This window comes from Thioclava sp. 'Guangxiensis' (genome assembly GCF_045348365.1).
Lineage (GTDB): Bacteria > Pseudomonadota > Alphaproteobacteria > Rhodobacterales > Rhodobacteraceae > Thioclava > Thioclava kandeliae.
Genome location: NZ_CP155824.1, coordinates 427,470 through 448,129, shown reverse-complemented (window position 1 = coordinate 448,129; position 20,660 = coordinate 427,470). Strand labels below are relative to the sequence as shown.

At 62.6% G+C, this 20,660-nt stretch carries 20 protein-coding genes; 6 read left to right on the top strand and 14 right to left on the bottom strand.

Annotation, left to right across the window (positions count from 1 at the left end):
• A complete protein-coding gene (locus ABEB22_RS19365) occupies nt 1–1,374 on the bottom strand; it encodes an amidase family protein (protein WP_349295006.1) in 1,374 nt (457 codons plus the stop codon).
• Nucleotides 1,375–1,496: 122 nt separating this feature from the next.
• On the bottom strand, nt 1,497–2,282 hold the full coding sequence (locus tag ABEB22_RS19360; protein WP_339115513.1) for an inositol monophosphatase family protein: 786 nt from the start codon (nt 2,280–2,282) through the stop codon (nt 1,497–1,499).
• Between the two features lie 255 nt (nt 2,283–2,537).
• Between ABEB22_RS19360 and ABEB22_RS19355 the strand changes: the two genes are divergently transcribed.
• The 5 genes from ABEB22_RS19355 (at nt 2,538) to ABEB22_RS19335 (ending at nt 8,970) form a co-directional block, all read left to right on the top strand.
• Entirely contained in the window at nt 2,538–3,293 is a 756-nt protein-coding gene (locus ABEB22_RS19355) for a DeoR/GlpR family DNA-binding transcription regulator (protein ID WP_339115512.1), read from the top strand.
• A 335-nt stretch (nt 3,294–3,628) separates the two neighbouring features.
• On the top strand, nt 3,629–5,164 hold the full coding sequence (locus ABEB22_RS19350; protein ID WP_339115511.1) for an ABC transporter substrate-binding protein: 1,536 nt from the start codon (nt 3,629–3,631) through the stop codon (nt 5,162–5,164).
• 67 nt (nt 5,165–5,231) lie between these two features.
• Entirely contained in the window at nt 5,232–6,209 is a 978-nt protein-coding gene (locus ABEB22_RS19345) for an ABC transporter permease (protein WP_339115510.1), read from the top strand.
• Complete coding sequence (locus tag ABEB22_RS19340) at nt 6,209–7,123, top strand: ABC transporter permease (RefSeq protein WP_339115509.1); 915 nt, start codon at nt 6,209–6,211, stop codon at nt 7,121–7,123. Before ABEB22_RS19345 ends, ABEB22_RS19340 begins: the two co-directional genes overlap by 1 nt.
• Entirely contained in the window at nt 7,123–8,970 is a 1,848-nt protein-coding gene (locus ABEB22_RS19335) for an ABC transporter ATP-binding protein (protein WP_349295005.1), read from the top strand. Before ABEB22_RS19340 ends, ABEB22_RS19335 begins: the two co-directional genes overlap by 1 nt.
• Before the next feature lie 44 nt (nt 8,971–9,014).
• Here the strand turns inward: ABEB22_RS19335 and ABEB22_RS19330 are convergent, their stop codons facing one another.
• The 5 genes from ABEB22_RS19330 to mmsB all read right to left on the bottom strand — a co-directional run bounded on the left by ABEB22_RS19330 (nt 9,015) and on the right by mmsB (nt 13,476).
• Complete coding sequence (locus ABEB22_RS19330) at nt 9,015–10,406, bottom strand: GntP family permease (RefSeq protein WP_349295004.1); 1,392 nt, start codon at nt 10,404–10,406, stop codon at nt 9,015–9,017.
• A 123-nt stretch (nt 10,407–10,529) separates the two neighbouring features.
• A complete protein-coding gene (locus ABEB22_RS19325; protein ID WP_339115506.1) occupies nt 10,530–10,862 on the bottom strand; it encodes a carboxymuconolactone decarboxylase family protein in 333 nt (110 codons plus the stop codon).
• 22 nt (nt 10,863–10,884) lie between these two features.
• On the bottom strand, nt 10,885–11,718 hold the full coding sequence (locus tag ABEB22_RS19320; protein ID WP_349295003.1) for a sulfurtransferase: 834 nt from the start codon (nt 11,716–11,718) through the stop codon (nt 10,885–10,887).
• On the bottom strand, nt 11,715–12,572 hold the full coding sequence (locus ABEB22_RS19315; protein WP_349295002.1) for a sulfurtransferase: 858 nt from the start codon (nt 12,570–12,572) through the stop codon (nt 11,715–11,717). The genes ABEB22_RS19320 and ABEB22_RS19315 overlap by 4 nt, the downstream gene beginning before the upstream one ends.
• Nucleotides 12,573–12,597: 25 nt before the next feature.
• The gene (gene mmsB / locus ABEB22_RS19310) at nt 12,598–13,476 is read right to left on the bottom strand and encodes a 3-hydroxyisobutyrate dehydrogenase (protein ID WP_339115503.1); all 879 of its coding nucleotides are present in this window, start codon (nt 13,474–13,476) and stop codon (nt 12,598–12,600) included.
• 199 nt (nt 13,477–13,675) lie between these two features.
• On the opposite strand from mmsB, the gene ABEB22_RS19305 reads away from it, so the two are divergent.
• Nucleotides 13,676–14,347, top strand: coding sequence for a metalloregulator ArsR/SmtB family transcription factor (locus ABEB22_RS19305; protein WP_349295001.1), 672 nt, complete (start codon nt 13,676–13,678; stop codon nt 14,345–14,347).
• 34 nt (nt 14,348–14,381) lie between these two features.
• On the opposite strand, the gene ABEB22_RS19300 is transcribed toward ABEB22_RS19305, so the two are convergent.
• The 7 genes from ABEB22_RS19300 to ABEB22_RS19270 all read right to left on the bottom strand — a co-directional run bounded on the left by ABEB22_RS19300 (nt 14,382) and on the right by ABEB22_RS19270 (nt 20,660).
• Nucleotides 14,382–15,683 (bottom strand): type II toxin-antitoxin system HipA family toxin, encoded by a 1,302-nt coding sequence (locus ABEB22_RS19300; protein ID WP_349295000.1) that lies wholly within the window; start codon nt 15,681–15,683, stop codon nt 14,382–14,384.
• On the bottom strand, nt 15,683–15,940 hold the full coding sequence (locus ABEB22_RS19295) for a helix-turn-helix transcriptional regulator (protein ID WP_339115500.1): 258 nt from the start codon (nt 15,938–15,940) through the stop codon (nt 15,683–15,685). The genes ABEB22_RS19300 and ABEB22_RS19295 overlap by 1 nt, the downstream gene beginning before the upstream one ends.
• Before the next feature lie 125 nt (nt 15,941–16,065).
• The gene (locus ABEB22_RS19290) at nt 16,066–17,358 is read right to left on the bottom strand and encodes an NAD(P)/FAD-dependent oxidoreductase (protein ID WP_339115499.1); all 1,293 of its coding nucleotides are present in this window, start codon (nt 17,356–17,358) and stop codon (nt 16,066–16,068) included.
• Between the two features lie 32 nt (nt 17,359–17,390).
• Nucleotides 17,391–18,110: an SDR family oxidoreductase gene (locus tag ABEB22_RS19285; protein ID WP_349294999.1), complete on the bottom strand. Its 720-nt coding sequence runs from the start codon at nt 18,108–18,110 to the stop codon at nt 17,391–17,393.
• 4 nt (nt 18,111–18,114) lie between these two features.
• Nucleotides 18,115–18,867, bottom strand: coding sequence for an ABC transporter ATP-binding protein (locus ABEB22_RS19280; protein WP_339115497.1), 753 nt, complete (start codon nt 18,865–18,867; stop codon nt 18,115–18,117).
• Nucleotides 18,860–19,648 (bottom strand): ABC transporter ATP-binding protein, encoded by a 789-nt coding sequence (locus tag ABEB22_RS19275; RefSeq protein WP_339115496.1) that lies wholly within the window; start codon nt 19,646–19,648, stop codon nt 18,860–18,862. The genes ABEB22_RS19280 and ABEB22_RS19275 overlap by 8 nt, the downstream gene beginning before the upstream one ends.
• 7 nt (nt 19,649–19,655) lie before the next feature.
• Nucleotides 19,656–20,660 carry a branched-chain amino acid ABC transporter permease gene (locus ABEB22_RS19270; RefSeq protein ID WP_339115495.1) on the bottom strand — a complete coding sequence of 335 codons (1,005 nt, stop codon included), beginning with the start codon at nt 20,658–20,660 and terminating at the stop codon, nt 19,656–19,658.

Below are 20,660 nucleotides of genomic sequence, written 5' to 3'. Positions count from 1 at the left end.
TCACTCCCCGACGGTTTGCGGAAACGGCTTGAGCGGACCGCGGGCTGCCTCATAGGCGAGGCAGGCGCTCAGGATCGCCGCATCCTCGCCTTTCGCCCCGATCACCTGAAGCCCGACGGGCGAGGTGCCGGCAAAGCCGCAGGCGACCGTCGCCGCAGGCTGGCCCGTCTGGTTGAAAAGCGCGGTGAAGCCAACGCCCCGATGCGGAAACTCGGGATCGGCCGATGTAAATTCGGCGGGATAATTGGCGACAGGCATTGTGGGTGCCAGCACCAGATCATAGGCATCGGTTGCCCGATTGACCGCGAGCGCGGCCTTTTCCACTGTCGACAGCGCCTTGGCGAAGTCCCGCGCGCTCATCGCATCCCCCTTGTCGCAGCAGCGCGTCAGGATCGGCAGCATATCGCCGCGACGGTCTTCGGGCAGGCCAGCGCGCTCGGACGCCGCCTTGACCGCGAAATAGCTCGTCAATGCCTCGAGGAACGGGAAAGGCACGGGGTTGTCCATCTCCGTCACATCGGCGCCCAGCCCTTTGAAGACCTCCGCCGCCTTGCGGATCAGCGCCCCCACCTCCGGTGCGGGGGCATCGCTATCGCCGATAGAGAGCATAAGGCCGATACGCTTGCCCTTGAGATCAGCCGGCGTCAGCGTCGCGGGAATGTCCATACCCGGCTCGTAGGCTTCGGCATCGGGTAGACCCAGCACCGACATCATCAGGATCGCGTCACTGACATCGCGGGTGATCGGACCCGCGGCACGGTCACGGCTATAGGGCAGATGCGGGATCGCACCAGCCGTGGGCTTGAGGGCAAACAGGCCGCAATGGGTCGCGGGAAGACGGACCGAACCGCCGACATCCGAACCTACTGAAATCGGGGCAAGCCCTGCGGCCACGGCTGCGGCCGGACCCGCCGAGGACCCGCCGGTATTGAGCGACAGATCCCATGGGTTACGGGTCACCCCATTTGCAGAATTCACACCCGCACCGAGGAAGCCCATATCGGGCATCGTGCCCTTGGCGAAGATGATCGCACCGGCCTCGCGCAAGCGGGCCACGGGCGGGCAGTCCTTGGTGTCGGGAGCTACATCGCGGCGCGCCTTCAACCCGCGCAGCATGACCATACCTTTCACGGCAAAACTGTCTTTGATCACGCAGGGCACGCCGTCGAGCGGTCCCATCGGTGCGCCCGCTTTCCAGCGCGCCTCCGATGCTTCGGCCTGTGCCATCGCGCCTGCCGCATCGACCTCATAGAGCGCGTTGATCTTCGGATTGACCTCATCAATGCGCGTCAGAAGCGCCGTCATGACCTCCACGGGCGAAAGCACGCCGCTTTTATACTGCTCGATAAGTTTGGTGGCGGAGAAATCCCACATAGAGATTGGCCTTTCTTATACGCTCCGGACCGGCCTCTGTGGCGGTCGGCAAACGGCCCACTGGGGGCCGGTGGAATTTGGCGGGGCCTGCCACGGGGACGGGCAGGCCCCATAGGACGCCCTCAGGCGGGTTGGCGACAAGCCGCGATGCGCGCGAGCATGGCCGCGTGCAGCTCGGGCGTGGCCGAAGCCAGCACATCGCCCTTGGACGTAAGGCCCAGCGGCGCGCCGCTCCAATCGGTGATCACACCGCCCGCGCCCTCGATGATCTGCACCGTGGGCAGATAATCATAGGGCTGCAGGCCGATCTCGAGAACCATATCGCAATAGCCCGAGGCAAGCAGGCCGTAATTGTAGCAATCACCACCGAAGCGTAGGAGATGGACCGCCTCGCGCAGCGCCTCGTAGACCGGACGGGTCTCGCCGAAGAACAGCTCGGGATCGGTCGTGTAGGCACGCGCCTCGGCCAGATCGGTGCAGCCGCTGGTCTTACAGACCTGGCCGTTGAACGTGCTGGGCTGGCCTTTCTGCCCCTGCCAGCGATCACCGAGGGCCGGCATGTCGATCTGGCCCAGATAGGGCGCGCCGTCGCGCAGGCGGGCAATCAGGTTGCCGAAGAGCGGGTGACCGGAGACGAAGGATTTGGTGCCGTCGATCGGATCGACAACCCAGATATCGCGGGCATCGAGCTGCGTTGCCGCCTGTTCTTCACCGAAGATACCGTCTTCGGGGAAGCGCTTGGCGATCTCTTGGCGCATGAAGGCCTCGATCTCGCGATCGGCGACGGTCACGGGCGAGCTGTCGGCCTTGTCATCGACCTTGAGGTCACTACGGAAGTAATGCAGCGCCTGCTCGCGCACGGCATCTGCGACAGAGGCGGCAAAGGAGAGTTCGGGCGAGGAGGTCATGGTAAGTGTCTTTCGTTGCGTTCATGTGGAGTTTTTAGGATTATTTGTGGAATCGCAAGAACAGACTTGGAAAAAATGGTGATTTTCCTCATCTGCTAAAATTACAGGCAGTTTATACTGTGCCAGACACTGCTTTATGGGCTGCAGTGATGCAATTTAGGTGAGAACGCCGCCAGAAGACGCTCCTGCCACATGCAATTTGTGGACTTCCTGCGGCAAACGCCCTTATGAGTCGGTTAAGTAAGGAGATGCCAAATGTGGTCCCATGAAAGACACTCGAAAATCCTGCAACTGCTTGAGCAGGAGGGTAAGGTTGCCACCAATCTTCTGGCGGACCGCTTCGATGTCTCGCGCGAGACGGTGCGGCGCGACCTTCTGGAAATGGAACGCAGCGGTGTTCTGAAACGGGTCCATGGCGGGGCTGTCACCCAGGAACAGGTCGAACCCGAGCCCGCCTTCGAATCGCGCGTCTCGCAATTCACCGACCAGAAACAGGCCATCGGCGAGCTGGCGGCGTCTTTGATCCCGCAAGGGTCCACCTGCTTCATCGACGCCGGCAGCACGACCACCGCATTCGCTCAAACCCTTGCCAGAAAAGGCGATTATAGGGTCATAACCAACTCCTTCGACATAGCGCGGCAAATGACGAAGGGGCGCAATTGCGACACGCTTCTGCTGGGCGGCACGCCTCATGTGGATGTGCCCGCCACCTATGGCGAGTTGACACTTTCAGAGATCGACCGCTTCCGTGCCGATTTCGCGATCATCTCGCCGGTGGCCATCGACCAGCTTCGCGGATTGACCAGCTATGAGCTTCATGAAGCTGAGGTCGCCCGCAAGATGATCCGCAACGCGCATAGCTGCATCGTGCTGAGCCATTCGGCCAAGCTGAACACCGAAAGCCGTGTGGGAATCTGCCGCCTCGACGAGGTCGAGCATCTGGTGACCGACAGCCATGCCGCACCGTTCAAACTCCCTCGCGGCGAGACCCATTACGCCGAACTCGGCTGAAATTATCCCGATTTGCACATTTGGCGCGGAATTCTGTTATGAATTCCGCGCCTTTTTCATGCCAGACATCCTCATTCAATAAACTTCTTGATTGAATATTAGACAGAAGCCTCGCAATCGCCTAATTTTCCAACACACAGGGCAATCGGTCTGGCAATTCTCGCACTACGCCCGAGAATCTCTTGACCGTTTTGTGGATCAATGTGGAAATGAAAGGCATCTGGAGTGTGGATTAGCAAATTGCCACAATCCAGCACATCATAAAAAACCGGAGACGACCGCGGTCCGATCTACCCGCGCACACCCATCTCCGGCATGAACAGGGAACGGATCTTATGGCTCTCAATCGCAGAACCTTTCTGAAGTCCACCGCGGCCTTGCCGCTGGTTTATGCCATTCCGGGCACCGCGGCATTTGCGGCCGAACCCGGCCATGTGCGCTGGCTCAGCCCCGAAAACACCACCGGTAACTGGGATCCCTCGGGCAACACGACCCAGGCCAATATCCGTTGCGAATTCCTGACCTATGACTCGCTGCTGCGCTATCCGATGGTGCCGGGCGATGATGTCCTCAAGCCCGAACTGCTTCTGGTCGAGAGCTATGACATGACCGACGGGCACACCGTCGATTTCGTCCTCAAGAAAGGCGTTAAGTTCCACGACGGCTCCGAGCTGACCGCCAATGACGTGAAGGCCTCGCTCGAATATTACAGCCGCCCGGGCATCGCGCGGGCCTTCTATCCGGGACCCGTAGGCGTCACCGTTAAGGATGATTACACCTTCACCGTCTCGGTTCCCGATTTCCCTGCCCACTCCTTCCTCTTCCTGCAGGTATATTCGCCGATCCTGCGCGCCGCCGACATCGCCGAGCCCGCCAAACTGCAATCGGGCATGAACGGCACCGGTGCCTACCGCTATATCGGCAGCTCTGCCGATGGCCACAGCTTCGAGCGCTTCGCCGATTACTGGGGGCCGCTGAACGAGGACGTCCAGAAGATCACCGTGCGCTACGTGCCCGATGGCAACGCCCGCATGCTCGCCCTGATGTCGGGCGAGGCGGAGATCATCGAACGTCTGGAGCCCGAACAGTTCGCGAGCCTCTCGGCGGAATCCAATGTCGCCACCCAGAAAGTGAACTCGGTCGAGAACCGCTACCTGCATTTCCGCTGCAACAAGCCGCCCTTCGATGATTATCGCGTGCGTCGTGCCGCCGCTGCGGCCATCGACCGCGAGGGTCTGCTGTCGCTTGTGGGAGATGCGGGCTATGCCGCAGATAGCGTTCTGCCGCCGATGAAGCTGGGCTATACCCATCAGGAAGATTACGGCAAGTTCGACCCCGAGCTGACCCAGAAGCTGCTGGCCGAGGCGGGCTATCCGAACGGTCAGGGCCTGCCGCCGATCGAATATATCACCTCCACCGGCTTCTACCCCAAGAGCAAGGAAGTCTCCGAGGCGATTGCCGCGATGTTGCAGGCGCAGGGCTTCCCCGTCACGCTGACCGTGATGGAAGTCGCCGCATGGAATGATAAATATTACAACGTCAATGCCGGCAACATGATCGACGGTGGCTGGGCGCCCGACAGCCCCGAGCCGAATATCCAGATCATGCTGCAATACTACTCCAAGATCGGTCTGGTCACGGGCGTAAACGAGCCCGAGCTGGATGCGGTCCTGCTCAAGCAAGTGTCCGAGACCGATATGGACAAGCGCGCCAAGATCATCAGCGACGAAGTGCTGCCGATGGTCGCGGAGAAGATGCCCAATCTGGTGCTCTACAACTCCAACATGATGATCGCCACTTCGGCCGCGCTCAAAGGCGTGCGGATGACCGCGGCAGGCGATCTGGATATGACGCAAGCGACCCTCGCCTGAGGTCCTTTTTCCCCGAGGCCATCCTCCCGCGAGGGTGGCCACTCTGACAGCGACTGCGAGGAGTTCCATGATAGCTATCGTCTCGTTTCTCACCCGACGCCTTTCACAAGGTGTTGCCATCATCCTCCTCGCAGCACTGATCGTTTTCACGCTCCTGCGCATCGGTCCGGGCGATCCCGCACGGATGCTGGCGGGCGGCCTCTCCGATCAGGCCAGCGTCGACGCGCTTGCCAAGGAAATGGGGCTTGATGACCCCTTCCTCGTGCAGTTCGGAAAATATGTCGGTGGCATTGTCCTGCATGGCGATTTCGGAAAATCCTATGTCCGTTCGGAATCCGGTCTGGCAGGAAGTGGCGGCGACAATCCGACCGCCGGTAAGGCCGATGTGATCGGTCTGATCGCGGCACGCCTTCCGCTGAGCCTCGAGCTTGCCGCGCTCGGCATGGGGCTGGCGCTGGTGATCTCGGCTCCAATCGGGATCTGGGCAGGGCTCAACGCGGGCCGCATGCCCGAAGCACTGACCCTGATGGGCTCCTCGATCCTCGTCTCGATGCCCAGCTTCTGGATCGCGGGGCTTCTGGTTCTCCTTGTCTCGATCAAGCTGCAATGGCTTCCACCAGTGGGCTATAACGGCTTCAGCTATATGATCCTTCCGGCCATTGTGCTGGCCATCGAAATGGCCCCCATCTTCATCCGCACATGGTCCTCCGCCATCTCGTCGATGACGCGTCGCGATTTCATTCAGGTAGCGCCTGCCCGCGGTCTCGACCGTCGCACCATCTTCACCCGCCATATCCTCCGCGGCGCGGCCGTGCCTTTCATCAACACGCTCGGCGTAATGCTGACCGGCCTGATCGGCAGCCTTCTGGTGATCGAATTCGTCTTCGACTTCCCCGGACTGGGCAAACTGACCGTCGAGGCTGTGCTGCAGCGCGACTTCCCGCTGGTGCAGGCCATCGCCATCATCATCAGCGCCTTCTTCGTGGCGGTCAATATTGCCGTCGATTTCGTAAGCGGCCTGTTCGACCCGAGGCTTGAATACTGATGACACTCGAAACCACCAATATGACCCCCGCCAAGCCCAAGACCAAAGAACTCGCCATGGGTCGCCGTATCTGGCTGGCCACACGGTCCTCGCCGTGGTTCCTGGGCGGTGCAATCCTCTTCGCTGCCCTGCTGGTTCTCGCCTTCGTTTCGGTCTTCGTCTTCAATGTCGACCCGACCAAGATGAATTTCGTGGCGAAATTCAGCGCGCCTTGGGGCTTCGAGGGCTCAAACCCCGACTTCCCGCTCGGCACCGACCAGCTGGGACGTGACATGCTCTCGCGTGCCCTGGTGGGCCTGCAGATCACCTTCGTGATCGGCGTGGCCGCAACCTTCCTGTCCTTCGTCATCGGTTCGGCCGTAGGGCTCTATGCCGGCTTTGTGGGCGGCAAGATCGACCAGCTCCTGATGCGCGTCGTCGATATCCAGCTCTCGATCCCGCCGATCATCCTGGCGATCACCATCCTGGGTCTGGCTCGGGCCACACCCGCGCTGATCATCTCGGTTCTGGTGCTGGCGACATGGCCTAACTATGCCCGCCTGACCCGTGCCAGCGCGCTGGCCGAGCGCTCGCAGGAATATGTCCGTGCCGCCCGTGTGCTGGGCGCAGGCGATATCCGCATCATCCTGCTGATGGTCGCCCCTGTCGCGCTGCCGCCCATGGCCTTTGCCGCCGTGTTCGACCTTGCCCGCATCATGATTTTCGAATGCGTGCTCGATTTCCTCGGCATCGGCCTGCAGCCGCCAATCCCGACGCTTGGCTCGATCATCGCCGATGGCCGCAAATACCTGATGAACGCATGGTGGGTCACCGTCCTGCCGGGCCTGTTCCTGATGCTGCTCCTGCTGTCGCTCAACATGATGGGTGTCGCGCTTGAACGCGCCCGTAACGCCGTCTTCGAAGGAGAGAAATAATGTCCGATCCCCTTCTCAAAGTCTCCGGTCTGAGCATTACCAACACCGCCAACCCTGCCCTACCGCCGATCCTCGACAACCTCTCGCTCGAAGTCTCCAGAGGTGAGGCCGTGGCCATCGTCGGTCGCTCGGGCGCGGGTAAAAGCGTGCTGGGCCGCGCTTTGGTCGGCTGGATCGAGCGCCCTCTGGGCCTGCAATCGGGCCGTATCGAGATCGCGGGCGAGGACATCCTTGCCGCCCGCGGCGGTGATCTGCAGCGTCTGCGCGGCACCGGCATCGGCTATGTCGGGGCGGACCCGACCCGTGTGTTCGACCCGACGCTGAGCGTCGGCACCCAGATCGCCGAGAAATACCGTATGCTGCGGCCCGATGTCTCGATGAAGGAGGCGCTCGAACGTGTGCATGAACTCTTCGATCTGGTACGGATCCCGGAGGCGCGCCACCGGATGGACGAACTCCCCTCGAAATATTCGGGCGGCATGATCCAGCGCGCGGCGATCGTGGATGCGATCATCGGCGAGACCAAGGTCGTGGTGGCCGACAACGTCACCCAGCCGCTCGATGTGACGGTGGCCGCCCAGATCATCCGGCTCTTCCAGGATCTGCGAGAACGTCTTGGCACGGCATTTGTGTTCATCACCTCCTCTGTGCCGGTCATCAAGGATTTCGCCGACCGGATCATCGTCATGGATGAAGGCCGCGTGGTCGAGGAAGGCCCGACCCAACAGCTGATCGATGCGCCCAAGACCCAGCAGGCAGAAACCATGATCGCGCAGAGCCCGCGTATCTGGGGAGCACAGGCGCCCGAGAGCCTGTCGGCGGCCGATGTGATGAACCGCCCGCCCGCGCTGGCCATTACCGGCCTCAAGCGCAGCTATAAGGTCCGACGCAAGGACAGGCTCTTTGGCAAGGTCGAGGTGCAGGCCGTGCGCGGCGCCGATTTCGATGTCTATCCGGGCGAAAGCCTTGCGATCGTGGGGGAATCCGGTTGCGGAAAATCCACGCTGATGCGGCTTCTGACCTGGCTTGAGGCCCCTGACGAAGGTTCGGTCTCCTTCGAGGGGCGCAATGTCGGAGCCTTCACCACCAAGGAACGGTTTGATCTGCGCGCACAGTTGCAGCTGGTGCTGCAAGACCCCTATGGCTCGATCCCCGCGCATTGGACCATTGGCCGCACGATTTCGGAATCGCTCAGGCTCCACTCAAAGCTCGGGGGTAAAGAGCGCCGCGCCAAGGTCGAGGCCACGATGGCCGAGGTCGGGCTGGACCCGTCACTGCATGACAAACTGCCCAGCGGGTTGTCGGCAGGTCAGCGCCAGCGGATCAACGTGGCCCGTGCCATCGTTCTAGAACCCAAGGTGCTGCTTCTCGACGAGACCTTCTCGGCGCTCGACCCGATGGAACAAACGCCCCTCATCGAGCTCTTCCGCCAGCTGCAACGCGACCGCGCGATCACTTGCATCTTCATCAGCCACGATCTGGCACTGGTGCGGCGCGTGGCTTCACGGGTGGCGGTGATGTATCTCGGGCGGATCGTGGAAGCGGGCCCCAATGACGAGCTGTTCCTGAATCCGCGCCACCCCTATACGCGCGCGCTTCTGTCGGCGGCACCCACGCTTGAGGCCTCGCCCTACGATCCTGCGGAATGTCTGGTCGATGGCGAACCGCCCTCGCCGATCCGCCTGCCCCCCGGATGTGCCTTTGCCGAACGCTGCCCGGCCGCACAGGCGAAATGCCGCGAGAGTGACCCGCACCTGCATACGGCCGGAGAGCGCATCCGCGTGGCGTGCCATTTCCCGCTCGCGCCCGATAAGGTCGTCAAATCCGAGGCTATACCGGCAGAATAATACCACAGGACGCCGCCCGCGGGCGGCGTCCTGACCCCGGAGGATTATACCCAACCGGTGGCGTAGAAGAGCGCGATAACAAGGAAGGAGGCCAACGTCTTCAGAACTGTCATCACGAAGATCGGACCATAAGCCTCGCGGTGGGTCATCCCCGTGACCGCCAGCAATGTAATGATCGCTCCGTTATGCGGAAGGGTATCCATACCCCCCGCAGCCATCGCGGCGACCCGGTGCAGAACCTCCATCGGGATGCCCGAGGCATTGGCCGCCGCCACGAACTGGTCGGCCATCGATCCGAGTGCAATGCTCAGACCCGCCGCTGCAGAGCCCGTGATCCCCGACAGGATATTGATCGTCACCGCCTCGTTCAGAAGCGGATTGGGAATCGCGCCAAGTGCGTTGGCCACCACCACAAAGCCCGGAAGCGCTGCGATGATCGCTCCGAAGCCGAATTCGGACGCCGTGTTCATCGTTGCCAGAAGCGCGCCCGCGATGGCCGGTTTGCTTGTTTCGGTGAAACGCCCCGCAAGCGGGCGGCGGGCGACCACCAGCACGAAGAGGATCGCCACGATCATTCCTGCCATCACCGACCAGATGCCGAGGTTTGACTTGACCGCGACCTCTGTGGCCTTCGCCATACCCGGAAGCTGGAGACTGAAGTTCTCGCCGTAAATCACCGGTAGCCAGCGCGTCAGGACGAAATTCACAACACCCACCAGCACCAGAGGCGCGATCGCGATCAACGGATGGAACAATGCCGTATCGTGAGACGCAGCCGGATCGGCATCGTCATGTGCGCCGTAGCCCTCGCCCGCCGCCTGCGCCTTGCGGCGGAGATGTTCCAGATATTGCCAGCCCAGCAGGAAGATGAACGCAGCTCCCAAGAGCCCCAGCACCGGTGCCGCCCAGCTGGTAGTGCCGAAAAAGGTGGTGGGGATGATGTTCTGGATCTGCGGCGAGCCGGGGAGTGCATCGATGGGATAGGTCATTGCGCCAAGCGCGATGGTTGCGGGCAAAAGCCGCTTGGGGATGCCCGCCGCACGGAAGGCCGCCGCGCCGAACGGGTAGATCGCGAAGACCACCACAAAGACCGATACACCGCCATAGGTCAGCAGTGTCGCCGTCAGCGCGATCACCGCAATCGAACGCTGCGCGCCGAAAAGCCGGATCATTGCCTGCACGATGGAGTGTGCGAAGCCCGATACTTCCATGAGTTTGCCGAAGATCGCGCCGAGCAGGAAGACCGGAAAATAGCTCTGCACGAAGCCCGCCATCTTTGCCATGAAGAGGCTCGAATAGGCGGGGGCCACGGCGGCAGGCAGGGTCAGAACAACCGCCGCCATCGCGAAGATAGGTGCAAACAGGATGACGCTATGGCCGCGATAGGCCGTGATGATCAGTCCGGCCAGGGCCGCCAATACGATCAGGACGCTCATGAGGGGATCCCTTATAGGATGGCTTTACAGGAGAGGCGCCCGGAAATGGCGCGTAAAAATATTCCCTCCGCCCGGAGGCGGCGGAGGGTCAGGGCAAGGTTTGGCCTGCGGCCGCGTAGAAGATCAGAATTCCTCGTAGGCGCGCATCACGTCGATGCTCTTGGTATAGGCGGAGCCGATCCCGATCAGCATGGCGGTGCCGGCAGCTGCCGCAACCTCCTCGGCTGTCGCACCCGCGCGCTTGGCCTGATAGACATGCGAGGCGATGCAGCCCTCGCAATGCAGCGCCACCGCCACGCCGATCGCGATCAGTTCGCGGGTCTTGGCGTCGATCGCGTCATTCTTGTGGCCTGCCTCGCGCACGGCGTTGAAGGCCTCGATGATTGTCGGATTGGCGTCCTTCAGAAGCGCCGAGTCTTTCTGGATGCCCTTGAGCATATCGGTCCATTGCGACATGTCTTGCTCTCTTTTCTATAGGTTATTCGGTTTCGGCCGGAAGATCGGGATGACTGCTCCACTCGCTCCACGAGCCAGGGTAAAGCCGCACGCCCTTCAGGCCCGCAAGTTCCAGCGACAGGAAGTTATGCGCCGCACTCACCCCCGAACCGCAGCTCGCAACCACCTGCGCCATCGGGCGATCGCCCAACACGGCCTGCCATTCCTCCCGCAGCGCCTCGGGCGATTTGAAAAGCCCCGAAGCATCGGTATTTTGCGAGAACGGCCGGTTCAGCGCCCCCGGAATATGCCCGCCACGCGGATCGGTGGTCTCATTGATCCCGTGATATTTCTCGGCCCCGCGCGCATCAACGGTGACAAAATCACCGCTTTCGAGGCTGGCTTTCACCGCCTCAAGATCGACAATGCGGGTGTTATCGGGTTGCGCGCTTACCGTGGTCGGCGCGAATTCCGGCACCTCGGAGGTCAGAGGGAGCCCCGCCGCCTGCCATGCCTGCATCCCGCCATCCAGCACGGCAACCCTCTCGAAGCCGATCCAGCGCAGCATCCACCACATGCGGGCGGCGGCGGCATTGCCGCCACGGTCATAGCAGACCACCTGATCATCGCTGCGCAGCCCCGCCTGCCCCAGCCAATCCGCAAAAACATGCGGGTCGGGCAAAGGGTTGCGGCCATTGCTCCCGCTCCGCGGCCCCGACAGAACGGTCTCCATCTGCGCATGCAGCGCATTGGGGATGTGGCTCTCGAGATAGGCGGCGTGGCCGGCTTGCGGGTCGCTCATCGAATGGGTGCAATCGAAGACGCGCCATTCGGGATGGGCGGCAAGCTCCTCCACCGATACAATCGTATTGCTCATTGCACCTCTCCCTTCACGGCAACCGGCAGATCATGGTTGCGGCCCCATTCGTCCCAGCTGCCGTCATAGACCTGCCAGTCATCGCGGCCCAGACGGTGCAGAGCGAGCGCCAGAATGCAGGCGGTCAACCCCGAGCCGCAGGAAATCGTGACCGGCTGATCCAGATCCAGCCCCGCCTCGCGGAACTTCGCGTCAATCTCTGCGTCAGGCAGGAAAGTGCGCGCCTGCGGGTCCAGAAGATTGGCCCAGTAGAGATTGAGGCTATTGGGGATATGGCCCGCCCGTGCGCCCGGATAGCGGTCGGTCTCGGTGCCGGCCCATCGCCCTGCGGTGCGGGCATCGATGATCTGCTGGCCCGCGTTGGACCGCTCAAGAACATCGGGCGCCAGTGCCAGAAGGTCGCGGCTCTCCCCCGGTGCGAAGACCGTCGCGGAGCGTTCGACCACGTCCGTCTCGAGCGCGCCGCCTGCGGCCTTCCATGCCACCATGCCGCCATCGAGCACCGAGACATTGTCATAGCCGAACTGGCGGAACAGCCACCACACACGCGCTGCGCTATAGAGCCCGGGCACATCGTAGACGACGATATGCTGGCCCGCGGCTATGCCCAGCTTGCCGACCTCGTCGATGAAGCGCGCACGGCTCGGGATCTTGCGCGGGCGCGGATTATCGGGATCGGCAATGATATCGAGATCGAAGAACAGCGCACCGGGAATATGCGCGGCGGCATATTCCTCCTTGGCGTTGCGACCGGTATCGGCCAGATGCACGGTGCCATCGACGATCACCACATTCGGATCGGCAAGATGGTCTTTCAGCCAGTCCGCACTGACCACGGGGCCGGGATATGTCATTGTCAAACCTCTCCTTCCGTGGCGCTTAGCGCAGGGATTTGATGATGGCCGAGAAATCCTCGCCACCAAATCCGGCTTCGACGAATTTCTCGTAGATTTCGGTCACATGCGTCCCCAGCGGGGTGTTGGCCGAGACCGACCCTGCCGCCTCCTGGGCCAGACGCAGATCCTTGAGCAACATGGTCGCCGCAGCCCCAGGTTTGTAATCGTTGTTCGACGGCGCGGTCGGCACGATGCCCGGCACGGGGCAATAGCTCGTCAGCGCCCAGCACTGGCCCGTCGATCCCGAAGCCACATCGAACATCGCCTGTGCCGAAAGACCCAGCTTCTCGGCCAGCGCGAAGGCTTCGGAGACGGCGACGATATTCACACCCAAGATCATGTTGTTGCAGATCTTGGCCGCCTGCCCCGAGCCCGCCTCGCCGCAGCGCACCGATTTCTGGCCCATAACGGCCAGCACCGGCTCGATCCGCGCGAGCGCCTCCTCGGAGCCGCCCAGCATGAAGGTCAGCTTGGCCGCCTGTGCACCGGCAACACCGCCCGAGACCGGCGCATCGACGCTTTGCAGACCCGCCTGAGCCGCCATCTGGTGGATCTCGCGTGCGCTCATCACGTCGATAGTCGAGCTATCGGCGATCAGCGCACCCTTCTTGGCATGGGGCAGGATCTCGGCCCAGACGTCGCGCACGAAAGAGGCATCGGGCAACATGGTCAGGATGATGTCGGCACCAGCCACCGCCTCGACTGCGCTGTCAGCCAGAGCCACGCCATTCGCTTCGGCCTGTGCCCGCGCGCCTTGTGCGGGATCGTAGCCCGTTACCTTGTAGCCGGCCTTCACCAGATTGGATGACATCGCGCCGCCCATATTCCCCAGACCGATGAATGCGATAGTTTGATCTTCCATGATGCCTCCGGTCGTAACCTTTTAAATGCGGGCCTAAGCTGCCCGAACCACCCTTGCGTGGCCTCGCGCGCTGTGCCGTTCTCCCATTCAAGTAAAGTATTGAATGAAGCATGGTCAATGTAATCGGGGCTCGACTTGACCTCGACCGGACAAATTAAGAAAATGCTCCCGTGTTTGGCTCGGAGAGTAGGAGATCGTCATGACGAAGGTCCATCCGCGGAATATGGTGTTCCACCGCATGGCGGAGATTTCCCGTGCCTTGGGCAATCCGCACCGGCTGGTGCTGTTGCAACTGGTCTCGCAAGGAGAGCGCAGCGTGGAAAGGCTGGCCGAACTGACGGGCCTGTCTATCGCCAATACCTCCCAGCATCTGCAATCGCTCAAGCGTAACGCTCTGGTCGTTGGGCAGCGCAAGGGCAAGCATGTGCATTACCGCCTGGCCAGCGACCAGATCCTGACCGTGCTGCAATCGCTCTCGGTGCTGGCCGAGCAAAGCAGCGCGACCCTGCGCGAAGTTTTGTCGGATTACTTCCGCAATCTGGATGCGCTGGAACCCGTCTCGCGCGATGAATTGCAGATGCGGCTGCAGGACGGGGCGGTGACGGTGCTCGATGCCCGTCCGGAAGACGAATACGCCCTCGGTCATCTGCCCGGCGCGCTGAGCGTGCCCGATGAGACAATCGAGGCAATACTGGCAAAGCTGCCCCGCGATCAGGAAATCGTCGCCTATTGCCGCGGCACCTATTGCGTGTCGTCGTTCCGGCTGGTGGCGAAGCTCAGGGCGATGGGGTATAATATCCGCCGTCTCGAGGAAGGCTTTGCCGAATGGCAGGCCGCAGGCTTCGATGTGGAGCGCCACGCCACGTCCTAGGCCCGCTCCGCCGCAGCGGCGACAGGGCAGCCATTCAGACCAGCCCCTTCAGCCGCGCGGTCATCGCCGTGGCGATACTGTCGAGAATGCGAACCGGCACCTCCTCGGGCAGAGCGTCATAGCTGCGCGCGATGGCACCCTCGGCCCTGTCCCGCAGCTCTTCGCATAGCTGCGCGATCATCTCGCGCGAGAGGCCCGAGGCCAGCCCCGTCTCGATGATATGGCGTCCGGCGATATCCTGGACGCGATAATTGTTGGACCCGCCCCAGCGCATGGCCAGCCGGAACTCCTTGCGCTCGATCTGGCGGCTGTCCACACCCGGCTGCACGCTCAACACATCATAGAGCGGGGTCATCCGGAAGCGCCCGCCCGGTGCCAGCGCGAGGCTAAAATTCTTGGCATGCCCATCGGTCGCGCCCATCAGCCAGAAGAGCACATTGGCCCTGAAGAAATCCAGCCGGTCCTGTAGCGGCTGGTCGCTGCCGCGCAAAAGCGCCATGATCTCGGCGATGCCCGGCCCGCCCTCGTTCTGGTATTTGCGCGAGGGCGGGATGGACAGCGCCTGGCACATATCCTCCTGCGGCAGCCGCAACAGCCGCCCGTCCCGCGCCCAACGCCTGTCGAAACGCTCGACCACCAGCACCTTCTGGTCCTCGAACCGCGCGATCCGCGTCTGGGCCACCGACAGCCCGAAAGCCTCCAGAAGGGTCAGGCACAGATGCTCGTTCTCGACGCTGTCCGACAGGTCCATTCCGTTGGGCAGGCGTCCGATCTGGGGCTTGAGGATATGGGTCGTGGGTGTGGTGCCATCGGGCTCGATCCATTGTCCGTTCTGGTACAGGAGCGCCGTCTTTTCCTGCGCACCCGCAATCGAGATGCGGAAGCCGCTTTCAGCGCGCAGCCCCAGTGGGGCGAGATCCAGATCGCGCAGACGGGCGGCGATCTGCGCCTCGTCCAGCACGGTGCCGCTGAGCCGGTCGAGCGCCTGCGGCGCCTCGCCCTCGGGCAGAAACTGCAACGCCCCTACGCAATCGCGCCCGATGGCCGACAAAAGCCCGTAGGTATCGGCGCCCTGCGCCCCCACCCGCTCGGCCACACGGCGACGGATCGGCTCGTAATCGGGCAGCAGGTTGTCGAACACCGCCAGCACCACCGCACCACTATAGCGGCCCTCGCGGAGCGGCAGCGAGAGCGAGACCGGAAAGCTATGCTCCCAATCGAGCCAGTCACGGCCATAGGCAAAATACACCGCTCCGCTTGCGGCGCGGGCAAGCTGACCCACCTGACGCCCGTTGAGATAGACATCGAGCGGCACGAAATGGCGTTTGCGCCCCATCAGAACAGGTCCTCGAGATCGCCCGAGCGGCTACGGGGGGTGACATGCAGCTCCAGATCCAGCACCGCCAGAATATCGAAAACCGTCTCCAGCGTCGGCACCACCGCCCCGCTTTCCAGCTTGGAGATCGTGGCCTGTCCGACATTGCTCAGAGTTGCGAGCTGGGTTTGTGTCAGGCCGCGCGCCTTGCGGGCAGCGCGGATCGCATGACCGATATCGGCGGGCGTGCGGGCCAATAGGGGACCGGGATGGGGCATCAGGCTCTCCTTCGGTCGAGAATATGCCCCAAAAGATATAAAATTTCAATATGTCCTCTAGCGTATAAAATGGAAATATATACCAGAGGCCATATTTTGGAGTCCATTGGCCCGCTTGTTCCCCCTCAGTCGACAAGCGCCTCTTCGACAGGGGCGGGGGCCGCGGCGCAGGCCTGCACAAGGCGGGCCTCGGCGGCCTCGAGTTCCGCCACCCAATGCGCCAGCATCCAGTCCATCCGCCCCGTCGGCGCCTCATCGGCAAAGACCGTCTCGCAGAGCGAGGCCCCGAGCCGGAACCGTGCGGTCACGAGCTTGGCCAACGTCTCGGCTCCGCGCCCGTAATTGTTGGGCGCACCGCCGCGCGGGCTGCACATGCCGGAGAAATAGAGATTGTCCAGATTGGCCGCCAGAAGCCCGCCCACCTTACGGGCCGGGAAATCGCCGATATAGTCCAGAAGCCCTTCGGGCAGGAAGGGCACGGGGGCCAGATAGCCGGTCGCCCAGATCAGCGTGTCGACCTGCAGCGTGCTACCATCGACGAAGGTCACCTGTCTGCCCTCGAACCGCGCGATCTTGGGCACAGGCTTCACCCGCCCACGCTGCGCCCAATAGGGAACCAGCGTGGAGAAGGTCGGGGGCCGCGCGCTCCAGTCCTCGTCGGCGGGCTGCGGGAAGCCGTAGGATTGCGGCTCGCCCACCGACATTTTCACCATCAGATGGTTCATCTCGTCGCCCGAGGCACCGGGGAAATGCGCGGGGAAGGTCAGATCGGCGCGCGGCGTGCCGAAGAAGGATTGCGGCACGAACCATGTGGGCCGGTTGAGCGACATATAGGCCTGCCGCCCCGAGGCGATGGCATCGGTGACCATATCACAGGCCGAATTGCCCGAGCCCACCACCAGCACGCTCTCGCCCTCCATATCCTGCGGGCTGCGATACTGCGAGGTATGCATCATCTTGCCGGTAAAACGGCCCTCTACCTGCGGGATGCGCGGCGACCACAGATGGCCATGCGCCGCCACCACCGCATCGAAATGCTGGCGTGTGCCATCACCCAGCGTGATCTGCCAGCCTTTAGCGCCCTTCTCGACCGGCTCGGCCGAGACGACCTCGCAATTGAAGCGGATATGCGGCAACAGGCCGGCCTTCTTGGCGACCGAGCGGATATAGTCGCGATATTGCTGGCCTGTAGGGAATTGCGCCGTGTCCTCGGGCATCGGATAGCCCTTGAAGGCGGTGGCCTTGCGCGAGGTCAGCAACTGCACAGAGTCGTAGACATTCGCCCAGACCCCTATCACATCGCCCGATTTCTCGAACGCCTGCACCTCGTAGCCCTCGGCCAGCAGCTCGCGGATCGCCACGAGACCGGTCACGCCAGAGCCGATCACACAGATACGTTGCGGTTTCTTGTCCATCATCTTCTCCAATCCGTAAAATGTTGCACCAAGGCTCAGCTCATCAGCTCGCCGCCGGTGACCTTGATCGTTTCGCCCGTGACGAAGGGAGCGCCCTCGCGGCTGGCCAGAGTCCAGACCCATTGGCCGATCTCGTCGGGCTGGGCCACGCGCCCGAGCGGGATATGTTTCTCCGCCCCCACCATCCGACCGGTCGCGGCATTGCCGGGGGTATTGACCCAACCCGGCGCGATCCCGTTGACGGTGATATCCGAGGCCGCCACAGTTGCCGCCAGAACCCGCGTCAGCGACACTACCGCGGCCTTGGAGGCGCTATAGACCAGCTGCCCGGTCGAGGCGGTAAACGCATCCGCCGAACTGATGGTGACGATCGCCCCTTTCGTGCCATGGGACTGCATTACCGAAATCGCTTCGGCCGCCACGTTCAATGTCCCCAATACATTGACACTCATGATCTTTGTGAATTTCTCTTCGGTGTAATCCGCCAGCGTGGTGGGCGGGAAGATCCCGGCGGCGGTCACGGCGGCATGCAGATCGGGCCCGATGCCTGCCTCCTTGATCGCCCGCGCCACTGCGGCACGATCGGCCACATCGACGACGGCGGTGATCAGACCGTCCTGCGGGGAGAGCGCGGCCAGACCCTCGGGTGAGAGGTCCATCGCCAGAACCCCCCAACCCGCCGCGATAAAGCGCCGCGCAAAGGCCTGCCCCATGCCACTGCCCGCGCCTGTGACGATAGTCCACTTCTTACCCATAGGCTTAACTCCGTTTTCCAAGATAGGCTTCGGTCATCATCGGGGCATCCGCCACGACCGAAGGGGCGCCTTCCAGCACGACATTTCCTGCGGCCAGCACATAGGCGTAATCGGCGACCTTCAGCGCCGCGCGGGCATTCTGTTCGACGATAAAGACCGCTACCCCGCGGGCACGGATCTCCTCGATAATCTCGAAGACACGTTTGACCAGCGCGGGCGCCAGCCCCATGGAGGGCTCGTCCATGATCACCAGCTCGGGGTTGCGGATCAGCGCGCGCCCGAAGGCCACCATCTGCTGCTCGCCGCCCGAGAGCACTCCCGAGGGGCGGTGCAGGAGCTTGGCAAGCGGCGGAAACAGCTCGACCACCTTCTCGATATCGCGGGTCGAGGCGCCGCGTTTTGCGCCCGCCCATGCACCCAACTGGAGGTTTTCCAGCACGGTGAGCGAGGCGAACATCCGCCGGCCCTCGGGCACAACGCCGATCCCGCGTGACATACGTTTTGGGGTCTTGTCGGCGGTCACCGCCTCGCCCTTCCACAGGATGCGCCCCTCGGTCACATCGGTGGTGCCCGAGATAGTTTTCATGGAGGTGGATTTTCCGGAGGCATTGCCCCCCAGAAGCGCCACGATCTGACCGGGATAGATGCGGTAGCCGACATTGCTCAGCGCGCGGAAGCGGCCATAATTCACGCTGACATTGTCAAGCTCGAGTAGCGGCACGTCCGAGACGGCCTCTGCAGTCTGGAAATTAGCCAAGGAATGCCTCCACCACGCGTTCATCTGCTTGGATCCGGGCCACCGGCCCATGGGTGATGATCTTGCCGCTGCTGAGCACATAGGTGCTGTCGCAGAGCTCGCTGATCACCTGCATCTTGTGCTCGACGAGGAGCATCGAGATTTTTCGGGTGTCATTGAGCGCACGCAGCTGGTCGGTCAGCTCCTCGGTCTCATGCGGATTCATCCCCGCCATCGGCTCATCGAGCAGGAGAAGTTCGGGCGCCGACATCAGCGCTCGCGCGATCTCGACCCGCCGGCGATTGGCGTAGGAGAGTGACAGAACCTGCTGGCCCGCGCGTGGCAAGAGCCGGTCCCCGAAAAGCGCCATGATCTCGTAGGCGCGCTCGCGCTGGCGGGCCAGTTCGCGCCGTGCCTGCGGGGTGCGCAGGATGCTGCCAGCAAAGCCCGAACCGTAATGGATATGGCCGCCCAGCAGGATATTCTGCTCGATCGTCAGGGTATCGAAGAGCCGGATCCCCTGAAAGATGCGCCCCAGCCCCGCCTTGGCGCGGCGATTGGCGGGGATGCCGCGCATCTCGCGCCCGCCGATCCGCACCTCACCCTCATAGGCGCCCTGATAGGCCCCTGAAATCACGTTGATAAAAGACGATTTCCCCGAGCCGTTCGGTCCGATCAACCCGATGATACGGCCTTCGGGCACCGTCACGCTCACATCCTCGAGCGCCTTCACCCCGCCATAGGAGAGCGAGAGACCGGAGACGCTCAGCGCAGGGGTGTCGGTGGGAGTAGTATCAAACATCACTGCCTCATTTCTTGATCAGATTGGTGATCTTGGTCTTGCCCAGCAGCCCTTCGGGGCGGGTGGCCATGAGGATCACGATGAAGAGCCCCGCCAGAAGCTGGCGATATTCCTGCAAGGGACGCAGCACTTCGGGCACAAGGATGATGATGCACACCCCCAGGATCGAGCCGCTGATGCGCCCGAGCCCGCCGATCACCGCCATCTGGAAGATCAGCAGACTCGCCGAAACGTCAAAGCTCTTGAAGCCGACATAGCCCAGATTATAGCCCAGAAGCGCCCCCGAGAGCCCCGCAAGTGCCGAGCCTATGGCGAAGAAACAGATCTTGGGCGCAGCAGTGTTGATGCCCACCGAGGCGGCGGCCAGCTCGTCATCGCGGATCGCTTCCATCGTCAGGCCGAAACGGCTCGAGACGATCCGCTGCGTGGCCAGCAGGCTCAGAAGCACGATCCCCACCGTCCCGAAATAGAAGGCCGGACCGATCCCCAGATCATAGCCGAAGAGGCGCATGGTCGGCACGCCGGTCAGCCCCGTGGCCCCGCCCGTGACGCTGCCCCATTGCAAGATCACGTCGATGACGATCAGGTTGAAACCCAGCGAGACAATGAAGAGATAGTCACCGCTGATCCGTAGCGCCGGAAAGCCCACCAGCGCACCGACCCCGCCCGAAATGACGATCGCCGCCAGAATGGTGATCGAGGCATCAAGGTTATAACGCACCGCCAGCACCGAGGAAGCGTAGGCGCCCACGCCCACAAAGGCCGCCTGACCCATCGCCAGAAGCCCCGCATTGCCGATGATCAGGTTCTGGCCCACCGCTGCGGGCACATAGATCACCGTCAGAAGCGCGGCCGCCTGCCAGATGGGCGAGAGCCCGAGCAGCGGGATCGCCAGCACGATGGCAAGCCCGATCACCCAGCCCGCGACCAGCGCGATGCGGCCCCTGGGCCAGGGCAGACTCCTCCCCTGCCCGATTGCTCCCGTATTTTCCATATTCGACACATTGCTCAT